Source organism: Streptomyces griseoluteus (genome assembly GCF_004784465.1).
GTDB lineage: Bacteria > Actinomycetota > Actinomycetes > Streptomycetales > Streptomycetaceae > Streptomyces > Streptomyces griseoluteus.
Map to the genome: position 1 here is coordinate 1,132,358 of NZ_SRRU01000001.1, position 21,130 is coordinate 1,153,487.

The 21,130-nt window shown below is 73.4% G+C and carries 16 protein-coding genes; 11 read left to right on the top strand and 5 right to left on the bottom strand.

Annotated elements, in window-relative coordinates; translation table 11 throughout:
• The first annotated feature begins 61 nt into the window (after window positions 1–61).
• From infB to E5082_RS05270, 6 genes are all read left to right on the top strand, one after another.
• Window positions 62–3,139, top strand: a complete 3,078-nt coding sequence (gene infB, locus E5082_RS05245) for a translation initiation factor IF-2 (protein ID WP_135790052.1) — start codon at window positions 62–64, stop codon at window positions 3,137–3,139.
• Window positions 3,140–3,406: 267 nt separating this feature from the next.
• Window positions 3,407–3,700: a DUF503 domain-containing protein gene (locus E5082_RS05250; RefSeq protein ID WP_030817206.1), complete on the top strand. Its 294-nt coding sequence runs from the start codon at window positions 3,407–3,409 to the stop codon at window positions 3,698–3,700.
• A 42-nt stretch (window positions 3,701–3,742) separates the two neighbouring features.
• Complete coding sequence (rbfA, locus tag E5082_RS05255; RefSeq protein ID WP_135790053.1) at window positions 3,743–4,195, top strand: 30S ribosome-binding factor RbfA; 453 nt, start codon at window positions 3,743–3,745, stop codon at window positions 4,193–4,195.
• A complete protein-coding gene (truB, locus tag E5082_RS05260) occupies window positions 4,192–5,097 on the top strand; it encodes a tRNA pseudouridine(55) synthase TruB (RefSeq protein WP_135790054.1) in 906 nt (301 codons plus the stop codon). The genes rbfA and truB overlap by 4 nt, the downstream gene beginning before the upstream one ends.
• 247 nt (window positions 5,098–5,344) lie before the next feature.
• Window positions 5,345–8,722, top strand: coding sequence for a trypsin-like peptidase domain-containing protein (locus E5082_RS05265; protein WP_135790055.1), 3,378 nt, complete (start codon window positions 5,345–5,347; stop codon window positions 8,720–8,722).
• Between the two features lie 124 nt (window positions 8,723–8,846).
• Window positions 8,847–9,794: a bifunctional riboflavin kinase/FAD synthetase gene (locus E5082_RS05270; protein ID WP_135790056.1), complete on the top strand. Its 948-nt coding sequence runs from the start codon at window positions 8,847–8,849 to the stop codon at window positions 9,792–9,794.
• 60 nt (window positions 9,795–9,854) lie between these two features.
• On the opposite strand, the gene E5082_RS05275 is transcribed toward E5082_RS05270, so the two are convergent.
• The 3 genes from E5082_RS05275 to eccE form a co-directional block, all read right to left on the bottom strand.
• Window positions 9,855–12,614 carry an SCO5717 family growth-regulating ATPase gene (locus E5082_RS05275; RefSeq protein WP_167513985.1) on the bottom strand — a complete coding sequence of 920 codons (2,760 nt, stop codon included), beginning with the start codon at window positions 12,612–12,614 and terminating at the stop codon, window positions 9,855–9,857.
• Window positions 12,615–12,830: 216 nt separating this feature from the next.
• Window positions 12,831–13,607: a hypothetical protein gene (locus tag E5082_RS05280; RefSeq protein ID WP_086694172.1), complete on the bottom strand. Its 777-nt coding sequence runs from the start codon at window positions 13,605–13,607 to the stop codon at window positions 12,831–12,833.
• Complete coding sequence (eccE, locus tag E5082_RS05285; protein ID WP_135790057.1) at window positions 13,604–14,938, bottom strand: type VII secretion protein EccE; 1,335 nt, start codon at window positions 14,936–14,938, stop codon at window positions 13,604–13,606. The genes E5082_RS05280 and eccE overlap by 4 nt, the downstream gene beginning before the upstream one ends.
• 185 nt (window positions 14,939–15,123) lie before the next feature.
• Here eccE and eccB point away from each other — a divergent pair, with 185 nt between their 5' ends.
• The 3 genes from eccB to E5082_RS05300 are packed head-to-tail and all read left to right on the top strand — an operon-like array spanning window position 15,124 to window position 19,392.
• On the top strand, window positions 15,124–16,647 hold the full coding sequence (eccB, locus tag E5082_RS05290) for a type VII secretion protein EccB (protein WP_135790058.1): 1,524 nt from the start codon (window positions 15,124–15,126) through the stop codon (window positions 16,645–16,647).
• A 31-nt stretch (window positions 16,648–16,678) separates the two neighbouring features.
• Window positions 16,679–17,905 (top strand): type VII secretion-associated serine protease mycosin, encoded by a 1,227-nt coding sequence (mycP, locus tag E5082_RS05295; RefSeq protein WP_135790059.1) that lies wholly within the window; start codon window positions 16,679–16,681, stop codon window positions 17,903–17,905.
• On the top strand, window positions 17,902–19,392 hold the full coding sequence (locus E5082_RS05300) for an outer membrane protein assembly factor BamB family protein (protein ID WP_135790060.1): 1,491 nt from the start codon (window positions 17,902–17,904) through the stop codon (window positions 19,390–19,392). Before mycP ends, E5082_RS05300 begins: the two co-directional genes overlap by 4 nt.
• Window positions 19,393–19,444: 52 nt before the next feature.
• Here the strand turns inward: E5082_RS05300 and E5082_RS05305 are convergent, their stop codons facing one another.
• A complete protein-coding gene (locus tag E5082_RS05305; protein WP_135790061.1) occupies window positions 19,445–19,774 on the bottom strand; it encodes a DUF397 domain-containing protein in 330 nt (109 codons plus the stop codon).
• 292 nt (window positions 19,775–20,066) lie between these two features.
• Here E5082_RS05305 and E5082_RS05310 point away from each other — a divergent pair, with 292 nt between their 5' ends.
• Both E5082_RS05310 and E5082_RS05315 read left to right on the top strand, forming a co-directional pair.
• The gene (locus E5082_RS05310; RefSeq protein WP_030816816.1) at window positions 20,067–20,405 is read left to right on the top strand and encodes a WXG100 family type VII secretion target; all 339 of its coding nucleotides are present in this window, start codon (window positions 20,067–20,069) and stop codon (window positions 20,403–20,405) included.
• 32 nt (window positions 20,406–20,437) lie between these two features.
• Complete coding sequence (locus tag E5082_RS05315) at window positions 20,438–20,749, top strand: WXG100 family type VII secretion target (protein ID WP_086694166.1); 312 nt, start codon at window positions 20,438–20,440, stop codon at window positions 20,747–20,749.
• 67 nt (window positions 20,750–20,816) lie between these two features.
• Here E5082_RS05315 and E5082_RS05320 read toward each other — a convergent pair whose 3' ends face one another.
• Window positions 20,817–21,116, bottom strand: a complete 300-nt coding sequence (locus tag E5082_RS05320; protein ID WP_135790062.1) for a hypothetical protein — start codon at window positions 21,114–21,116, stop codon at window positions 20,817–20,819.
• Window positions 21,117–21,130 lie beyond the last annotated feature (14 nt).

Genomic DNA, 21,130 nt, shown 5'->3' on the forward strand with positions numbered 1-21,130 from the left:
GCGATGAGTACGCCCATGAACTAGCGACGGTCCGGCATCACCCGGACCTCAAAGGAGCGAAGTGGCTAAGGTCCGGGTATACGAACTCGCCAAGGAGTTCGGTGTCGAGAGCAAGGTCGTCATGGCCAAGCTCCAGGAACTCGGTGAATTCGTCCGTTCGGCGTCTTCGACGATCGAAGCGCCTGTCGTACGCAAGCTGACCGACGCCTTCCAGGGCGGTGGCAACGGCAAGTCCGCCGGCAAGCCCGCCCCGCGCAAGGCGACCCCCAAGCCCGGCGCGCCCTCCCCGGCGCAGTCGGCCCGTCCGGCTGCCCCGAAGCCGGGCGCCCCCAAGCCCGCCGCGCAGCAGCCCGCTGCCCCGGCGGCTTCCTCGGCTCCCGCGCCGGCCGCTCCCGGCCCGCGTCCGGTGCCGGGTCCCAAGCCCGCGCCGCGCCCGGCCCCGGCCGCTCCGGAGTTCACCGCTCCGCCGGCCGCCCAGGCTCCGCAGGCCCCCGCCGCGCAGGGTCCCGCCACGCAGGCCCCGCGTCCCGGCGGCGCCCGTCCCGGCGCCCCCAAGCCGGGTGGCGCCCGTCCGGCCGCTCCCGGCCAGGGCGGTCAGGGCCAGCGTCCCGGCCAGGGCGCCCCGCGCCCCGGTGGCCAGGGTCAGCGTCCCGGCGCCCGTCCGGCCGGTCCCCGTCCGGGCAACAACCCCTTCACCTCCGGTGGCTCCACCGGCATGGCGCGCCCGCAGGCGCCCCGTCCGCAGGGCGGCCCCCGTCCCGCCGGCGGTCCCGGTGCCCCCGGCGCCGGTCCCCGTCCGCAGGGTCCGGGCGCTCAGGGCGGCGGTCCTCGTCCGCAGGCTCCGGGCCGTCCCGGTCCGTCGCCCGCCGGCATGCCCCGCCCCCAGGGCGGCCCTCGTCCCGGCCCGGCCGGTCCGCGTCCGAACCCCGGCATGATGCCGCAGCGTCCCGCCGCGGGCCCGCGTCCCGGCGGCGGTGGCCCCGGTGGCCGCGGTCCCGGTGCCGGTGGTCGTCCCGGTGGCGGCGGCGGTCGTCCGGGCGGCGGCGGCTTCGCCGGTCGTCCGGGTGGCGGCGGTGGCGGCGGCTTCGCCGGCCGTCCCGGTGGTCCCGGTGGCGGTGGCGGTGGCGGCGGCTTCGCCGGCCGTCCCGGCGGTGGCGGCGGTGGCCGTCCCGGCTTCGGCGGTCGTCCCGGTGGTCCGGGTGGCCGTGGTGGCACGCAGGGCGCCTTCGGCCGTCCCGGCGGTCCCGCGCGTCGCGGTCGCAAGTCGAAGCGTCAGAGGCGCCAGGAGTACGAGGCCATGCAGGCCCCGTCGGTCGGCGGCGTGATGCTGCCTCGCGGCAACGGACAGACCGTCCGCCTGTCGCGCGGTGCGTCCCTCACCGACTTCGCGGAGAAGATCAACGCCAACCCGGCGTCGCTCGTCGCCGTGATGATGAACCTCGGCGAGATGGTCACTGCCACGCAGTCCGTCTCCGACGAGACGCTGCAGCTCCTCGCCGGCGAGATGAACTACGTCATCGAGATCGTCAGCCCGGAGGAGGAGGACCGCGAGCTGCTCGAGTCCTTCGACATCGAGTTCGGCGAGGACGAGGGTGGCGAGGAGTTCCTCGTCGCGCGTCCGCCGGTCGTGACCGTCATGGGTCACGTCGACCACGGTAAGACCCGACTGCTGGACACCATCCGCAAGACGAACGTCGTCGCGGGCGAGGCCGGCGGTATCACGCAGCACATCGGTGCGTACCAGGTCACGACCGAGGTCAACGACGAAGAGCGCAAGATCACCTTCATCGACACCCCGGGTCACGAGGCGTTCACCGCCATGCGTGCCCGTGGTGCGAAGTCGACCGACATCGCCATCCTGGTGGTCGCGGCCAACGACGGCGTCATGCCGCAGACGGTCGAGGCGCTGAACCACGCCAAGGCGGCCGACGTGCCGATCGTGGTCGCGGTCAACAAGATCGACGTCGAGGGCGCCGACCCGACCAAGGTGCGCGGTCAGCTGACCGAGTACGGTCTGGTGGCCGAGGAGTACGGCGGCGACACCATGTTCGTCGACATCTCCGCCAAGCAGGGCCTCAACATCGAGAGCCTGCTCGAGGCCGTGGTCCTGACCGCGGACGCCTCGCTCGACCTGCGGGCCAACCCGGACCAGGACGCGCAGGGCATCGCGATCGAGTCCCACCTCGACCGCGGCCGTGGTGCCGTCGCGACCGTCCTGGTCCAGCGAGGCACCCTGCGGGTCGGCGACACCATGGTGGTCGGCGACGCGTACGGCCGTGTCCGCGCGATGCTCGACGACAAGGGCGAGAACGTGGAAGAGGCGGGTCCCTCGACCCCGGTCCTCGTCCTCGGTCTCACCAACGTCCCGGGCGCCGGCGACAACTTCCTGGTCGTCGACGAGGACCGTACGGCCCGTCAGATCGCGGAGAAGCGGGCGGCGCGCGAGCGCAACGCCAACTTCGCGCGGCGCGGTGTCCGGTTCTCCCTGGAGAACCTGGACGAGGCCCTCAAGGCCGGTCTGGTGCAGGAACTCAACCTCATCATCAAGGGCGACGCGTCCGGTTCGGTGGAGGCTCTCGAGTCCTCGCTGCTCCAGCTCGACGTCGGCGAAGAGGTCGACATCCGCATCCTGCACCGCGGTGTGGGTGCGGTCACCGAGTCCGACATCAACCTGGCGACCGGCTCCGACGCCATCGTCATCGGCTTCAACGTCCGCGCCGCGGGCCGCGCGGCGCAGATGGCGGAGCGCGAGGGTGTCGACGTCCGGTACTACTCGGTGATCTACCAGGCCATCGAGGAGATCGAGGCGGCCCTCAAGGGCATGCTCAAGCCGGAGTACGAGGAGGTCGAGCTCGGCACGGCGGAGATCCGCGAGGTCTTCAAGTCGTCCAAGCTGGGCAACATCGCCGGTGTCCTGGTCCGGTCGGGCGAGGTCAGGCGCAACACCAAGGCGCGCCTCCTCCGCGACGGCAAGGTCATCGCGGAGAACCTCAACATCTCCGGTCTGCGTCGCTTCAAGGACGACGTCACCGAGATCCGCGAAGGCTTCGAGGGTGGTATCAACCTCGGAAACTTCAACGACATCAAGGTCGACGACGTCATCGCGACGTACGAGATGCGCGAGAAGCCGCGAGCGTAACGCTGCGCTGTGCGTCGGCCGACGGGTCCTGTACCCGTCGGCCGACGCGCCGTCCCTGGGGGCTCCGCCCCCAGACCCCCGGCCTATGCCCACCCACCACCCGGAACTGTTGGTTGTGAAGCCGACCGAGACGGGTGGCCGGGTGGGAAACGGGGGTCTGGGGGCGGAGCCCCCAGGTTGCGGCGGAAACCCTGTCGAGCGGGCAGCTCGTACGGGGTACGGTGCTTAGAACCACCGATCCCGGACCGGCGGGTTAACCGGTTTCACATGTACGTGGGGACTCTGTCCTTCGACCTCCTCCTCGGCGACGTCCACTCGCTGAAGGAGAAGCGCTCCGTCGTCCGCCCGATCGTCGCCGAACTCCAGCGGAAGTACTCCGTGAGCGCGGCCGAGGTGGACCACATGGACCTGCACCGGCGAGCGCTCATCGGCCTCGCCACGGTGTCCGGCGACGCGGCGCACCTCACCGACGTACTGGACCAGTGCGAACGGCTGGTCGCCGCCCGCCCCGAAGTGGAGCTGCTGTCCGTGCGACGGCGCTTCCACGGCGACGACGACTGACCGAAGAAACGCGAAGAAGAAGAAAGAACGGGAGACGGACCAGTGGCCGACAACGCTCGGGCGAAAAGGCTGGCGGACCTCATCCGGGAGGTGGTGGCCCAGAAGCTGCAGCGTGGGATCAAGGACCCGCGGCTCGGCTCGCACGTCACCATCACGGACACGCGGGTCACGGGTGACCTGCGAGAGGCGACCGTCTTCTACACGGTCTACGGCGACGACGAGCAGCGGCAGGCCGTCGCCGCCGGCCTGGAGAGCGCCAAGGGCATCCTGCGCTCCGAGGTCGGCCGCGCGGCCGGGGTGAAGTTCACGCCGACCCTGACCTTCGTCGCGGACGCCCTGCCGGACACGGCCCGCAACATCGAGGACCTCCTCGACCGGGCCCGGCAGTCCGACGCCCAGGTGCGCGAGGCGTCCTCGGGTGCCGCGTACGCCGGTGGCGCGGACCCGTACCGCAAGCCGGAGTCCGACGACGAGACGGACGACGCCGCAGAATGACAGCCAAGCCCACCCCGCCCGACGGCCTTGTCATCGTGGACAAGCCGTCGGGCTTCACCTCGCACGACGTGGTCGCCAAGATGCGCGGGATCGCCCGGACCCGCCGCGTCGGCCACGCCGGCACCCTCGACCCCATGGCCACCGGTGTCCTCGTCCTCGGTCTGGAGCGCGCCACCAAGCTCCTCGGGCACCTCGCCCTGACCGAGAAGGAGTACCTGGGCACCGTCCGGCTCGGCCAGAACACCCTCACCGACGACGCCGAGGGGGAGATCTCCTCCTCCACGGACGCGTCCAAGGTGACCCGCGAGGCGATCGACGCCGGGATCGCCAAGCTCAGCGGCGACATCATGCAGGTGCCGTCCAAGGTCAGCGCCATCAAGATCGACGGGGTGCGTTCCTACAAGCGGGCCCGTGAGGGCGAGGACTTCGAGATCCCGGCCCGCCCGGTGACCGTCTCCTCCTTCACGGTGTACGACGTCCGGGACGCGGTCGCCGAGGACGGCACCCCCGTGCTCGACCTGGTCGTCTCCGTGGTGTGCTCCTCCGGCACCTACATCCGCGCCCTCGCCCGCGACCTGGGCGCCGACCTGGGCGTCGGCGGCCACCTCACGGCGCTGCGCCGGACGCGGGTCGGCCCGTACAAGCTGGACTCCGCGCGGACCCTGGACCAGCTCCAGGCGGAGCTGACCGTGATGCCGGTCGCGGAGGCCGCCTCCGCCGCCTTCCCGCGCTGGGACGTGGACGCCAAGCGGGGCAGGCTGCTGCTCAACGGCGTGCGGCTGGAGATGCCCGAGGTGTACGCGGGCGCCGGTCCCGTCGCGGTGTTCGACCCCGAGGGCCGCTTCCTCGCGCTGGTGGAGGAGCAGAAGGGCAAGGCCAAGAGCCTCGCCGTCTTCGGCTGAGCGGGTCTTGTGCCCGTGGAGCGGCGGTCACGGGGTACATGCCACATCCGCCGCTCCACGGTCCCCCCTCGGTTCCCCCACCCCTGACGTCTATCCATTCCGCACCGCCGATTCACCCGTCCGGCCGGGCGCTCGGAGTGAACCGGGGGAGCGGAAGGGGGCGCTTTCTCTCCACGCCCTGTTCCGGTGATCATCGCGCGCCTACCGTCGAGGTGAGACGCGGGTGCACGGCTGGGGAGGCAGGACGATGGCGGGAGAGGGGCCGCGAACGGGGAGCGGCGGCTTGGGTGATCGCGCGGACGCCCTGGTGGAGATCCGCGACCACTCCGGGCGTCTGCGCGGCGTCGGCTTCCTCGCCGACCACCACGGCACCCTGCTCACCAGCCACGAGGCCGTCGAGGGCGCGGGCCGGCTCGTGCTGCACGCCGCCGGCGACCGCACGCGCGTGGTCGACGCCGAGGCCGTCGTGCCGCTGCCGCGCCACGGGCTCGCGCTCGTCCGTACCGAGAACCTGGGCGTCGCCCCGCTGCCGCTGACCGTGCGCGACCGGATCGAGGCGGGCACCTACGTACGGATCGCCGCCGGCGGCTGGCGCGAGGCGCGGGTGCTCACCGCCGCCCCGGCCGCCTGTCCCGTCGGGGACCGTCACCAGGTGCTGGACGACGCGCTGGAACTCGCGCTCGGCACCGCCGCCCGCGACGCGCTCCGGCCGGGCGGAGGCACCACCGGTGGCCCCGTGCTCGACGCCCGTACCGGCGCGGTCCTCGGCGTCCTCGGCGCCTCTCTGCGCTCCGCCGGCCGGGACTCTGCCTTCGCCGCTCCCGTACGCCCCGCCGACGAGACGGACCCCGCGCTCACCGCGCTGCTCGCCCGCAACGCGACCACCGTCCCGGCCTACGGCACCGACCTCAACCTCGCCGGGGTCCTCCAGCTCTGTGCCGCCTCCGTCAGCCAGGACGGCCCGCCCGGCACCCTCACCGGGCTGCCCGGGATCGTCGAACGGGCTTCGGTGGCGGGGGAGCTGGCCGACTTCATGGCGGGTCCGCACGCCGTGCTCGCGCTCACCGGTGACCCCGGCAGTGGCCGTACGACCGAGCTGGCGGCACTCGCCGCACGGCGCCGGCAGAGCGAGGCCCCGGCTCCCACGCTGTGGCTGCGCGGGGCCGACCTGAGGGACACCGACGACTCCGTGGCCGACGCCGTCCGCCGCGCCCTGGAGCGGGCCGCCCCCGTGGCCGCCGCATCCGGACCGGCCCGCCCCGCCGACCTCGGTGACCTCGACCCCGAACCGCTGGCCGCGCTCGCCGCGCGCGAGGGGCGCCCCCTGCTGCTCTGTCTCGACGCCCCCGAGGAGATGCCGCCCGCCCTGCTGCCCGACTGGGCCAGGAAGACGGTCGCGTGGCTGCGCACCACCGGGACCCGGCTGGTGCTGGCCTGCGGGGAGGAGTTCTGGGAGACCGTCGCCGAGGAGTTCCCCGCGCGCCTGCGCCTGACCGGGCTCACCCGCCAGGAGGCCCGTACCGCCCGCTCCCGGTACGGCGTCCCCGGGGGCGCCCTCTCCGACGCCGACGCGCGGCACCCGCTCGCCCTGCGCCTGCTGTCCGAGCTCCCGGTCGACGCGCCCTCGCGCCCGCTGGACCGGCACGACGTCTTCGCCGCCCACCTCGACCTGGCGTGCCTCCGCATCGCGGAGCGGATCGCCGCCGCCAACGGGTTCGGCGACACCGCCGTACGACGCCTCGCCACCCGGGTCGCCGGGCAGGTGCACGAGGCCGCCCGGCGTGCGCTCGGGCACGGGCGGGGCATGCTGGACCGGGAGAGCTTCGCGGCTGTCTTCCCGCCCGGGCGCGCCCCGGCCCGGCTCGGCGGGGGCACCGGGTGGGCGTCGGCCGTGCTGGACGAGGGGCTGCTGGTCCGCTCCGGGGGCGGATACCGGTTCGCGCACGAGGAGTTCGCGGACTGGGTGCAGGGTACGCACCTCGACCTGGACGAGGCGCTGCACGTCCTGGTCCACCGCCCGCGCGCCGAGCGGCCGGCCGGGGTGATGCCGGTGCCGCACCACCGGATCGGGCCCGTGGTCCAAGCCCTGCTGCTCCTCGGGCGCCGTCAGGGACCTCGTCGACTCGCCTTCCGGCTGCGGGAGCTGGCCGACGCCCTGGATCTCGACCCCGGGTCCTGGTGGGCCGCCCGGCTGCTTTCCCGGACCCTGCTGCGCACCCCGGACGCGCTGCCCTACCGGGAGGAGCTGCGCTTCCTGGCCGACCGGATCGTGGCCTGGCGGCGTGCGGGGCAGGCGGTGCCCGCGGACTTCGGGCCCGCCTTCTGGACCGCGCTCACGCTGCCCGACGCCGAGCGGTTCGCCCTGCTGCGGCGGCTGGTGCCGGCCGACCCGGCGGTGGCGGAGGGGGTGGGGGAGCGGTATCTGGACGCGGCGGCCCGGCTGCTCGCCGCCGACCCGGCCGCGGGGCAGCCGCACCTCACCCGCTGGTTCGAGGACGAGCGCCCGCTGCCCGCCACCCCGCACGCCACCGTGGCCACCGCCGCCCAGGCCCTCCTGCACACCCATCGCCACGGCGCGCTCGACCACCTCACCGAGGCCCTGATCGACAGCGGTCACCGCAGAGCCGTCGAACTCCTCGCCGTCCTCGCCGAGGACGAACCCTCCGCCGCCTGCCGTGCCGTCGAGCGCTGGGCGAGGGACGAGGACCCCGGCCGCCGGGCCACCGCCCTGGTCCTCGCCCGCCGCACCGCGCCCCATACCGGCACGACCGCCGACCACACCCTGCTGCGCCGCGCCGCCCACGCCCTGCTGGCCCGTCCCGCCGACCGCGCCCTGCACGGCGGCGCGCTGGCCCTGCTGGTCGTCGACCCGGTCAGCCGCGACCAGCATCTGCCGAGGGCGCTGCGCCACTTCACGGCCGCCGACCGCGGGCTGCCGCCCACCGCGCTCCTCCCGGCCCTGGCCACCCACCCCGACACCGTGCTCGACGCCTTCCGCGTCCGGCTGCGCGGCGGCTCCGACCCCGCCGCCCCCCTGCGCGCGCTCGCCGAAGTCACCGACCCGGCGCTCGCCCGCCGTATCGCCGCTCTGGTCCGGGAGACGGTCGCGCCCCGCGCGGAGGCGGCTCCCTGCGTCGCCGAGTACGTCGACCGCCGCCTGAGCCACGGCCCCACCGCCCGCACCGAGCTGCTGCCGCTGCTCACCGGGCTGCTCGGCAAGGGCTTCGAGGCCGCCCGCGCCGCCCTGGCCGCCGTCCTCGTCGCCCCCGGCACCCCGGCCACCACCCCGCTGCGCCGTGAACTCCTGGACCGGCTGCTCGCCCACGAACGGGACCCCGAGGTGCTGGTCGCGGTCCTGCGCGCGGCCGCCACCCTCGTGGACAGTGACGGGGAGGGGCCGGCGGCGGAGGAGGCGCGGGGGCTCGTCCACCGCACCGTCCGGCTCCTCGGCCGTACCCCCGAAGGCGGCGACCACCGGCTGAGCTGCCTCGTCCGCGAGCTGCCCGGCTTCGGCGCCCGGCTCGCCCGCTGGCTGACGGAGGCGCCGCAGGAGTGGGCCGCCGTCGTCGGCCCCGGTGTCCGGCGCGCGATCGAGGAGCGTGCCGGGACACCCGTACCCGCGTGAGCAGGGGTTTTCGGCGTGCGCCCGGTCACAGGGGGCGTACCGATGCGGAGCCCGGTGACCCGGCATGGCACTCTTGGACCTGCACAAGAGTCAGACACGGACACGGGTTCGAGGAGCGGTCACAGTGCAGCGCTGGCGTGGCTTGGAGGACATCCCCCAGGACTGGGGGCGCAGCGTCGTCACCATCGGGTCGTACGACGGTGTCCACCGCGGCCACCAGTTGATCATCGAGCACGCCGTCGACCGCGCCCGCAAGCTGGGCGTCCCGGCCGTCGTGGTCACCTTCGACCCGCACCCCAGCGAAGTCGTACGGCCCGGCAGCCACCCCCCGCTGCTCGCCCCGCACCCGCGCCGCTGCGAACTGATGGCGGACCTCGGTGTGGACGCGGTGCTCGTGCTGCCCTTCACACCTGAGTTCTCCCAGCTCTCCCCGGCCGACTTCGTCGTGAAGGTCCTGGTCGACAAGCTGCACGCCAAGGCCGTCGTGGAGGGCCCGAACTTCCGCTTCGGGCACCGCGCGGCGGGCACCGTGGACTTCCTCGCCGAGCAGGGCCGGGTCTACGACTTCGAGGTGGAGATCGTCGACCTGTACGTCACCGGGGAGGCGGGCGGCGGCAAGCCGTTCTCGTCCACGCTGACCCGCAACCTGATCGCCGAGGGCGATGTCGCCGGGGCCCGCGAGATCCTGGGCCGCCCGCACCGGGTGGAGGGCATCGTGGTCCGGGGCGCCCAGCGCGGCCGCGGACTCGGCTTCCCCACCGCCAACGTGGAGACCCTGCCGCACACCGCGATCCCCGCCGACGGCGTCTACGCCGGTTACCTCTACGCCCAGGGCGAGACGATGCCGGCCGCGATCTCGGTCGGCACCAACCCGCAGTTCGACGGCACCGAGCGCACGGTGGAGGCGTACGCCATCGACCGCGTCGGCCTCGACCTGTACGGGATGCATGTCGCCGTCGAGTTCCTCGCCTATGTGCGCGGCCAGGCGAAGTTCGACTCGCTGGACGACCTGCTGGTCCAGATGGGCGCGGACGTGGAGCGGTGCCGGGAGATCGTGGCCGCGGACGCGTAGAGCCCGGGGGCGTGAGAGGGCGGCCGGTGCCGAGCACCGGCCGCCCTTCGCCGTCTCCGGCTACTGCTGCGGCGGCGCCTGGGGCGGCGGCGCCTGAGGGGGCCGGCCCTGGGGCGGGCCGGGGTACGGGTACTGCTGCGGGCCGGGGTGCGGGGGGTACGGGTGACCCGGCTGCTGCTGTTGCGGCGGGTACGGGTACTGCTGCTGGCCCGGCACGAACGGCTGGGGCTGCTGGGGCTGCTGCGGATAGGGCTGGCCGGGAGCCTGCTGTCCCGGCATCGGCGGCGCGGCGACCGGCGGCGGGTTCCCGTCCCTGGTCCACAGCCCGTGCGCCTGCTGGTGCCGTACGAAGTCCTCGGCGACCATCGCCGCGAGCGTGAAGTACGCCTCGCGCACCTTCGGCCGCATCATGTCGAGATTGACCTCGGCACCCGCCGACAGATGCTCGTCGAACGGCACCACCACCACCCCCCGGCAGCGCGTCTCGAAGTGCGCCACTATGTCGTCGACCTTGATCATCTTGCCGGTCTCGCGGACCCCGGAGATGACGGTGATCGAACGGGAGACCAGGTCGGCATAGCCGTGCGCGGACAGCCAGTCCAGCGTGGTGCTGGCGCTGCTCGCGCCGTCCACGGAGGGCGTGGAGATGATGATGAGCTGGTCGGCGAGGTCCAGCACCCCGCGCATCGCGCTGTAGAGCAGACCGGTGCCGGAGTCGGTCAGGATGATTGGGTACTGGCGGCCGAGCACGTCGATCGCGCGCCGGTAGTCCTCGTCGTTGAACGTGGTCGACACGGCCGGGTCCACGTCGTTGGCGATGATCTCCAGACCGGAGGGCGCCTGCGAGGTGAACCGGCGGATGTCCATGTACGAGTGCAGATGCGGGATCGCCTGCACCAGGTCACGGATGGTCGCGCCGGTCTCCCGGCGCACGCGGCGGCCGAGGGTGCCCGCGTCCGGGTTGGCGTCGATGGCGAGGATCTTGTCCTGCCGCTCCGAGGCCAGGGTGGAGCCCAGCGCGGTGGTCGTGGTCGTCTTGCCGACTCCGCCCTTGAGGCTGATCACCGCTATCCGGTAGCAGGACAGCACCGGGGTGCGGATCAGCTCCAGCTTGCGCTGCCGCTCCGCCTCCTCCTTCTTGCCGCCCAGCTTGAACCGGGACGCGGCCGCCGCGGGGCGCCCGCTGCGCGTCTTCTGCCGCTTGTTGTTCAGCAGACGGTCGGAGGACAGCTCCACGGCCGCGGTGTAACCGAGCGGCGCGGCTCCCGGATGCGTGGGCTGCCGCTGGTCGTGCTGGACGGGCTGCGGCCACGCGGCACCCGCGCGGGGGTCTGCGGGCGGCTGGCCCTCGGGCCCCTGCGGGAAGCCGTAACCGGGCTGCGGTGCAGGGGGGCCCGGCTGCGGGGAGTCGGTCTGCTGCTGGGGGAAGCCGTAACCGGGGGGCGGGGTGGGGGCGGCCGGGGGCTGTTGGGGGGCGCCCTGCTGCGGGAAGCCGTAACCGGCGGGCGGAGCAGGCGGGCTGGGGGGCTGGGGGGAGGCGGTCTGCTGGCGGGGGAAGGCTTGGCCGGGCGGCGGGGTGGGTGCCGTCGGATGCTGCTGGGGCGCGCCCTGTTGCTGGGGGAAGCCGTAACCGGGTTGCGGAGCAGGGGAGTTGGGCTGCGCGGGGAAGCCGTAGCCCGGTGCCGGTGCCGGTGCCGGTGCCGGGGGAGGGGGCGGCTGCGGAGCGCTCTGCTGGGGCGGGAAGCCGTAACCGGGGGGAGGGGTGGGCTGGTTGGGGGCCGACTGATCCCACGCGGCCGGGGCGGGCTGCGGCGGGGCGGGCGGCTGCTGCGGGGGCGTCGGTGCGTGCGGCGGCGTGCCCGGCATCGGGCCGGCCTGCGCGGGCCACTGTGCCGCCGGGGCCGGGGCGGCGGGCTGGTACGACGGGGGCAGCGGGGGGACGCCCTGCTGCGGGGCGGGCGGGGGAGCCCAGGCGGCGGGGGCCTCAGCGGCGGGGGCCTCGGCGGCGAGCGCTTCGGCGACCCGGGCTTCCGGGGCTTCCTCGCTCTCGCTTTCGGCTTCCGGGGCTTCGGTCGCATAGGCATCGCCCTCCGGTGCGGAGTCCTCGGCGGCGTCCTGCTCGGCGGCGTCATCGGCAGGCTCGTCGAGGTGATCCTCGGGGGACTCCGCCTCCCCCGCAGCCGCGTTGTCCTCGGCTGCGGCTGCGGCTGCGGCTTCCGGCTCGGCTGCGGCGACGCTCGGCCGGTCGTCGCCGTCCTCTGCCGCGTCGGCGGCCTGCGAACCCTCCGTGTCCTCGGCGTGCTCGTCGCCGGAGCCCGAAGCCGCGGCCGCCGCCTCGCGCTCCGCGATCTCCCGCTTCAGCGCGCCGGCGGAAAAACGCATGGTGGCGCCGCTCTCCAAGTCCCCGTTCTCCGGCTCGGGGCCCGGCTCAGCGGGCGTCGAAGCACTCTCGGTCTGCTGCGCCTCGAACCCCGCGGGCAGCGGCGCCACCGGAACCGGGTTACCGGTCGGCGGCACGGGCGGCGCCGGCGGGGTGTGCGGCGCACCGGGCCCTGACGCCGGGGCGGGCGGCGCGAACGGCCCACCGGGCGCCGGCGGCGTCGACGGGAACGGCGGTACCGGCGCCGCACCGGCCGCACCGGAACCACGCGTACCGTCACCCGCCGAACCGCCGGAGGACGACGCGTTCTGCGTGTACCAGGCGGGCGGCGCGTAGTCGATGGTGAACTCGCCCGTGTTCTCGACGGCCGACTCCGCGTCGGGCTGGTCGTCGTCGGGTGTGGCCCAGCCCCCGCGCATACCGTCCCGATCGCTGCTCACAGTTCCTCCTGGTGTGGTCGAGCACTTTCATCGCGTGCCGGGGCGACCGGGCCCTCGACGGTCCGGTCCACCGGTGCTCCCCCCAGGGACGGCGCCCGTCCACAGGTTTCGGCATCGCGCCCGCTCCCAGCCTAATCACCACGAGCCCCACCCCGGCAGGCCCGGTTCACACCCCGAACGCTCACAACACGAACAAAGCGGGCGGGAGAGGTCGGTTCAGTCCATCCGGCGCGGGTTGCCCAGCAGTCCGACCTCGGCGTCGGTGGGCTGCGTCAGCACGTACTGCCGGTCCCGGTCGGTGCACCACAGGGTGACCCCGTCGGGCAGCCCCGGCAGCGATTCGACCTCGGTCCGCGACAGCCCCATCGTGCGCCCCAGTTCGGCCGCCTCGTCCGGCGAGACCCGCTGGATCCCGGTGAGCCGCGCCTGACGCAGCAACCGGGGTGCGACCGGGGAGAGATACGGCAGCAGCGTCACCACCGACTGCCAGGGCCCCGCCGCCACCCGTCCGCGCGGCGGCCGCATCCCGCAGTCCCGCACCACCAGCACCGGCGTGCCCGCGGACGCGCCCTGCGGAGGCACCCGGCCCACCTCGTACACCGAGAGGCCGTTCTGACCGCCGCCCATGGCGTGCACCATCTGCATCCACGCCTGCGGCCGGCCGGTCTCCACCGCGACCCGCGCGCCCGTGGCCGCCGTGCGCAGCGCCAGCACCTGCGCCGTCCACAGGCCGCCGATCAGCACCACGTCGTACGGAGTCGGCCGGTTGACGCCCAGCACCGCCGGGCGCCCCTCGGTGTCCACACCCGCCACCACTCCGTCGTCCCCGATGGGCAGCGCGAGCGCGTCCAGTTCGGCGGCGGGCAGGAGGTGCCGGCCGTGCCGGGGGCCGAGCAGCCCGAACCCCTGCCGCAGCCGCTCCCCGGCCCGGCGCAGCCCGGACCCCGCGCGCGTGGGCGCTTCCGGGGCGGTGGTCGCCCGTGTGCTCGTCATCGCGCGCCTCCCAGCGGCAACGTGGCCAGCATGCCGGGCAGTTGCTCACGGTCCAGCCGGGCGAGACCTGCCCCGGCGTGCCGGGCCGCGCCCTCCAACGAGCGGCGCGCGGCCACGAGTTCGTCGTCGCCGCGTCCCGTCACCCGCAGATGACCGGTCAGCGCGACCTCCTGCCGCTCCGCCCGGGCGAGCGTGAGGCTGAACGTGGTGGCAAGCGCCGGGGTCGCCGTCACCAGGGCGACGAACTGCGGCAGCGTCTCGCCCCGTTCACCGCCCAGCCGGGGCCAGCGCCGTATCCAGTACGTGGTGTGCCGGCGGTTGTCGCAGCGCCAGCCGCGCCCGGACTCCTCGGTGCGCCGCTCGCGCCGCTCATCACGCCCGGCCTCGGCCGTGACCAGCGGGTTGGCGCAGGCGGAGGTGGCGAGCGCGCCGATCAGCTCCTCCTCGTCGAGGATGGTCGCCCGCATGCCCGCGCCCGTCAGCCGGCTCGCCAGATGGTCCGCGACCCGCGCCACGCACTTCTGCGCCCCCGCGAGCCCGCCCCCGCGCGCGGCCACGGCCTCCGCGCACAGCTCGGGGTCGAGCTTCAGCGCGATCCAGGTGATCCGGACGGCCGGAGCGCCCGTCTGCTCCTGCAGCGGCAGGTAGTTGGCGACGGCGACCGACTGCTGGGGGAGGTGCAGCGCGGGCGCGGGCTGGGTGTGCAGCACCACCTGGGCGGACTCCAGCCGGATGCCGTCGACCTCCAGGGCGTCCCGCACCAGGGCGAGGGGGAGCGGCTGGCGGTTGCGGTCGGCGCGCAGTGCCGTCGCGTCCGCCTCCACCTGGAGCACGGCGGTGAGGAACGTGCCGTCACCCACCATGCCGACCGGGCGCCGGTCGCGTCCCCCGTACGAGTAGGTCCGCAGCGCGGGCTCGCACTCGAGCGCGGGCACCAGCGCGGGCTCCGTGCCCGGCGGTACGGGTGTGTTCCGGGCGCGTTGTTGACGCGCCCTCAACGCCCGTGCCGTGAGCAGCCATTCGGGCAGCGTGCGGCCTCGGCGGCGCACCACTGCCAGCAGCACCAGCGCCAGCGCGACCAGCCCCGCGGGCATCAGCGCGAACGGGGACATCACCCAGCCGACGACCAGCACGGCGACGGCCAGCTCCAGCAGTACGAGCCGTTGCAGGCGAAACGATCCGACCTGCCCACCCGTCGTACGGAAGTGGGTCCCGGAAGGGGTGGCTGACGTCGGCGTGCCAGCCGGGGCGCCGCCGGACTCCGGCCCGGGCGCGCGAGGCTCTTCGGCCCGCGCCCGGCCCCGCAAGCGCGACCGCGTAACGGAAGCCATCACCGAATCCCCCCGTATCACTCACAACTCACAGGCCCCGGCATCCCATTCGGGCCCCTCGAAGGCCCCGGTACCCTACCCGCTCCACCAGCACCGGCGGTCACCATGCATAGTAGAGGGCCGGTCTGACATCGCGACGCGGGACCGGTGCCCGCCACTGCGACAACGGGGAGAAGCAGGCACTTATGGCATCACGGCGGGATGAACTCAACGCCTACACGTTTGCGAAGAGGCGCACCCTCGCGGCCTTCCTCCAGCCGTCGCCGTCCGGGACCGAGGAAGGCGCCCCCAAGCCGCTGCGTGCCGTCGTACCGACCCTGGTGGCGGGCGCGCTGACGCTGGCCGTGTTCGGCGCCTGGGGCATGTTCCAGCCCACCGCCCCTTCCGGCTGGGACGAGCCCGGCACCCGCGTCATCGTCGGCAAGCAGTCCACCACCCGGTACGTCGTGCTCAAGACGGGCAGGACCACCCGCCTGCACCCGGTGCTCAACCTCGCCTCCGCCCGCCTGCTGATGAACGACGCCGGCTACCAGGTCATCCAGGTCAGCGACAAGATCCTCGACTCCGGCAAGCTGTCGCGCGGCCCCATCCTCGGCATCCCCTACGCCCCCGACCGGCTCCCCGCCGCCGACGACGCGGGCACCGCCAAACGCTGGGCCGTGTGCGAACAGCCGGGCGGCAAGGGCGAGACCGTCCAGCAGGCCACCTTCGTCCTCGCCGCGCGGGACGCTCCCAGAACCGACGGCGCCGGCCGCCTCCACGGCGGTGACGTCCTCTACGTCAAGACCCGCACCGGCGCCCGCTACCTCGTCGACGCCCACGGCACCGCCTACGCCCTCACCGGCACGGAGAACGACCTGCTGACCAATGCCCTCGTCGGCACCCGGCAGCCCCAGACGGTCACCAAGGAATGGCTCGCCACCCTGCACCAGGGCGCCCCCATCCGCTTCCCGCGGCTGCCCGCGAACGTGGGCGCCCCCGCCGGGGTGCCCGGCCAGCTCTCCCCCGAGGAGAACAGGGTCGGCATGGTCCTGCGGACCGAGACCGGCGAGGGCACCAAGCACTACGTCGTGCTGCCCGGCAAGGTGCAGCCCGTCAGCGACTTCACCGCCTGGCTGCTCATCACCTCGCCCCAGACCGGCAAGCTCAATATGAACAGCCAGGCCCGCAGCGTCGGGCTCCAGGACTTCACCGCCGACCCCACCCCCTTCGCCGGACAGCCCGCCGACTGGCCCCAGCAGCAGGCCGTTCGGGTCAACGCGGTCGACTCCGGTTCCGGCCGCGACACCGTGTGCAGCGTGCTCCGCGAGGTCTCCGGCGACAACACCACCACCCTGAGCACCTGGGCCGGCAAGGACTACCCGGCCGAGATCACGGCCGACGGCACCAGCACCTACGTCACCCCCGGCACCGGGCTGCTCTACACCCAGAGCCAGGGCACCGCGACCACCGCGGGCGGCCTCTTCCTGGTCACGGACACCGGCCTGCGCTACGCCGTCCAGAACAACGGAGACAGCGACAGCCGCACCTCCGACATCGGCGCGCAGGCCAAGAAGTCCTCCGACGGCACCCCCGAGCCCAGCGAGGCCCAGGTCAAGCTCGGCTACGAGAACGTCCGGCCCGCCAAGGTGCCCGCCGACTGGTCCGAACTGCTCGCCAAGGGACCCCGCCTCGACACCAACGGCGCCCGCCAGCCGCAGGGTTCGTGAGCGCGCACACCTCCCACGCGACGACAACACGATGAGGAGCGCCGTAGGAGTGCTGCCCGCGAAGGCAACCCTGCTGACCGCCGCCGTACTGCTGACCACCCTCGGCACCGCCCCGCCCGCGCCCGCCCTCCACCTGGACGGCAGCGGCGAGTGCACCTTCCCCGCCAAGACCGTCAAGGGCACCCCCTGGTCCCTCCAGCGCGTGCTGCTGGACGAGCTGTGGCGCGGCACCGACAAGGGCAAGGGCGTCCGGGTGGCCGTCATCGACACCGGCGTCGACACCAAGAACCCCCAGCTCGCCCCGGCCGTCGACAAGGGGCTCGGCCGCGACTTCCTGACCCGGGGCAAGGGCGCCGACCCCACCGACGACCAGGTCGGCCACGGCACCAAGGTCGCCGGGATCATCGCGGCCCGCCCCCGCGCGGGCACCGGGTTCGTCGGGCTCGCCCCCAACGCCACCATCATCCCGATCCGGCAGAACGACGCGCAGAACAGCGGCGACTCCGACTCGATGGCCAAGGCGATCGACCACGCGGTGGCCAAGGGTGCCGGTGTCATCAACATCTCCCAGGACACCACCAAGCCGCTCTCCGGAACCTCCGCCCTCGCCGAGGCCGTCCACCGTGCCCTCGCGCACGGGGTCGTGGTGGTCGCCTCCGCGGGCAACGACGGCCTCGACGGCAAGGTCAAGAACACCTACCCGGCCGCCTTCCCGGGGGTCCTCGCCGTCGCCTCCTCGGACCGCAACAACGAACGCGCCCCCTTCTCCCAGGCGGGCTCCTTCGTCGGCGTCGCCGCGCCCGGCGTGGACATCCTGTCCACCGTCCCCGGCGGCGGCCAGTGCACCGACAACGGCACCAGCTTCTCGGCGCCCTTCGTCGCGGGGGTCGCCGCGCTCCTCAAGGAGAAGCACCGCGACTGGAGCCCGGCCCAGATCGTCACCCGCATCGAGCAGACCGCCGAACGCTCGGTCAACGGCCACGACAACTTCGTGGGCTGGGGCGTCGTCGACCCGGTACGCGCCGTCCAGGACTCCGACCTCGCCGTCGCACCGGCCAGTCCCACGCCCGACCCCGGCCTGTCCAAGGCCCCCATGCCCGACGTGGCGCCCTTCTCGCTGGCCGAGTCCCCCGAGGAGCGCGACCGGCGCTACGGGACCTACGCGCTCGGCATCGCCGTCGTCCTCGTCGCCGTCATAGCGGGCACCGCCATCGTCACGCGCGACCTGCGCCGCCGCCGAAAGGACCCCGCAGCGTGAGCTTCGGCCCGCCCCCGTCCGTCTACACCGAGTCCGCCCAGTCCGCGGACAGGACACGGGCCAGACGCCGCAAACGCATGCTGGGCGGAGCGGCCGCCATCGTGGCGGCCGGCGCCCTCGTCGTCGGGGCGGTGGCCCTGTGGCCGTCCGCCGGGGCAGGGGACGACGCGAAGAGCGCGGCGGCGGTGAAGCAGGCCCCGGACGAGGTGCGCGAGACGCACGAGACGGCCCCCGCCTCCCCCGAGGGCGAGCCGGCCGTCCAGCACAACGAGGGCGAGCTCACCGCCGGCACCCGCTACGGCCCCGGCCTCTGGGCCACCGACAAGCTCGTCATCCGCGGTGTGGCCAGCCGCCTGGAGGGCTACCGGATCGCGCCCGGCCAGGACGACACCGCCTGGTCCCTGAAGCTGGACGGCCACATCTGCGCCGTCAGCCGCGACATGACGGCGGATCACCGCACCGCAGTCGTCATCCAGCCGCCCCACCCCGGCGCCGCGGCCGGCAAGGGCATCTGCGACCAGGTCGTGTTCGTCGACCTCGACACCGGCAAGAAGCTGTGGCAGCGGAAGATGCCCGGCGCCGACTTCGCCTACGTCACCAACACCGACCTCGCGCTCACCAAGGGCGTCGTGGCCATCGCGTGGGGCCACGGCTCCGTCGCGTACGACATGGCGAGCGGCAAGAAGCTGTGGAACACCTCCACCGGCGCCTGCCAGGACCAGGGGTACGCGGGCGGGCGCGTGCTGCTCGCCCTGGTCAAGTGCGGCCAGTCCGGCGACGTGGCCTACCGGGTGCAGAAACTCGACGCCCGCACCGGAAAGCCCCGCTGGACCTACCAGGTCTCCAAGGGCGTCCAGGGCGTCTACCTGCCCTCCGCCGACCCGCCCGTACTCGCCGTGGAGGCCGGGGACATCGACGTCACCGACCTCATCACCCTGGACGGCACCAACGGCCGCCGGCGGGCCACCATTTCCATGAGCGGTTACGAGCCCCTGTGCGGCGCCACCGGCTTCTCCGGCCCGTTCTTCGGTGTGCTCGACAAGTGCCCCGGCCTGGTCGTCGGCCGGGACCGGCTGTACGTCATGTCCAAGGAGAGCGACGAGATCGACGAGCCCGCGAACCGCGTCGTCGCCTTCGATGTCCAAAAGGGCACCATGGCGGGCAAGTTCGAGGGACGGCCCTTCCAGAACGTGGTCCCGCTGCGCGCCGACGGCGACGACCTGATCCTCTACCGCCGCAGCATCGACGAGGTCCAGCCCGCCGCCGTGGTCGCTTGGAACTCCCGTACGGACAGGGAGGTCCCGTACCTCTTCTTCCACGTCCCGGAGGGGGACGAGGGGGCGCTCAGTGACCCGGAACAGGCGCAGATCGTGTACGAGCACGGGCATGTCTACTTCGCGGCCCGCGAGATGGAACGTGACGACAAGCGGCCGAAGAGTCCGGTGCTTTCGGTGCTGGGCGTGGGGTCGGCGGGACTGAAGCACTGAGGTGACGGTTCGGCGGGCGGGGAGGGCCCGGTGCGCCCTCCCCGCTCGGCCCCTACTCGGAAGCGGCCTCGCGCGCCCCGCCGGTCTCCTCGACGGCGACGAGGCCGCCGTTGCGCTCGGTGGGCGTCAGATCGAACTCCCCGTCGCGGGCGCCGAGTACGAAGGCGTGCCACTCGGCCGCGGTGTACCGCAGCACGGTCTCGGGTTCGAGCGAGGACCGCATGGCCACGGCACCGTCGGGGAGATGGGCGATCTCCACCCGCTCCTCGTGCTCCTCGGCGCCGGGCGCGCAGTGCCAGGTGACGCCGGAGATGTCGAGGGCGTACAGCTCGTCGCGCTCACGATCCTTGCGCGCCTTCATCTCCTCAGCCGTCTCCGTCATGACGCGGCGACCCCTTTCCCACGTTTCAACGCTGTGTGCCGACAGTAGCCGTCACGGTACCGGGACGCGGAACTCCCGTATGTTGACTTTGCAGTTGGAAGGACCACCCGGAATGACTAGAGTGGCTCCGGGTGCCACGACTGTGGTACCGCACGGGGGCGGTGCGACGCTGCGGCACGCGGCGCGTGAACGCGCAGCAGGACTTGCCCGCCAGGAGGGCCGGGACGTCGGTTCCGGCGGACCCGTCGCGGTGGTGAAGGTCACCGTCGCAGCAAGAGGAGGGCAAGAACGTATGGCTTCGGGCGTTGACCTCAGCGCACACGCGCTCACCGGACTCGCGAACGACATCCGGGACTTCCACCACACGGTGAGCGAGCGCGTGACGTCCCTCAACCGGGTCGTCGACATGATCCAGGCCGGCTGGAAGGGTGCGGCGGGCAAGGAGTTCGACACCGTCCAGCAGGGTGTGAACAGGAACCTCAAGAAGCTCCAGGACGACCTCGTCGACCTGGAGGAGGCGATGCGGGCGAGCGTCGGCGGCTTCACCGACCAGGAGCAGGAGCGGATCTCCGACATCCGCAAGGTCGACAACTCCTACGAGGTCAAGAGCCGCATCACGGACCTCGCCTGATTTCCGCCGCATCCACGAGGGAGTAACGCATCATGAGCTACTCAGCAGACCGCACCGCAGTCAATTACGACACCGTCACCCAGGCCGCCAGCGACGTCCGCAGCACGGCCAAGAACCTGTCCGAACAGCTCGAGACCCTCATGCGCCGCGTGAAGGCCGTCGCCGAGACCTGGGAGGGCGAGGCGAAGACCGCCTACGCCGAGATCCAGCGCGACAGCAGCGAGCAGATGGACCAGATGACCCACAAGCTCGCCCGCATCGCCAAGCTCCTCGACGACTCGGTCGTCGGCTACCAGGACACGGACCAGGGGAACGCGGCCCGGTTCCGGATGCTGATGGGCTGAGCCGGGGTTTTGAGGGGCGCCACGCATGCGCGTGGCGCCCCTTGGCGTTTCACCCGAAGGAGCTACCTCAGTGGGGCCCGTAGAGCCCGGAGATCGCCTTGGGCGCCCCCTTGGAAAGGTTCGTCCCTTGGCACCCGAGCTGCTGGGCAACGTCTTGGGCGGCGGCGTTGGCGACGATCATCTGCTTGTCAGCGGCTTCCCTGCCCGAGAGCTTGACCTTGCTCTCGCGCTCCAGCCTGGCGTTGACGATGACGCCCTTCTGCGGCTTCGCCCGCTTCGGCTCAGACCCGTGCTCGCTGAAGCTGCACGCCGTGATGAGGCACAGCAGAGCGACGCCCACCATTGCGACGTTGAACCTGCGCAGCATCAGTCGTACTGCTC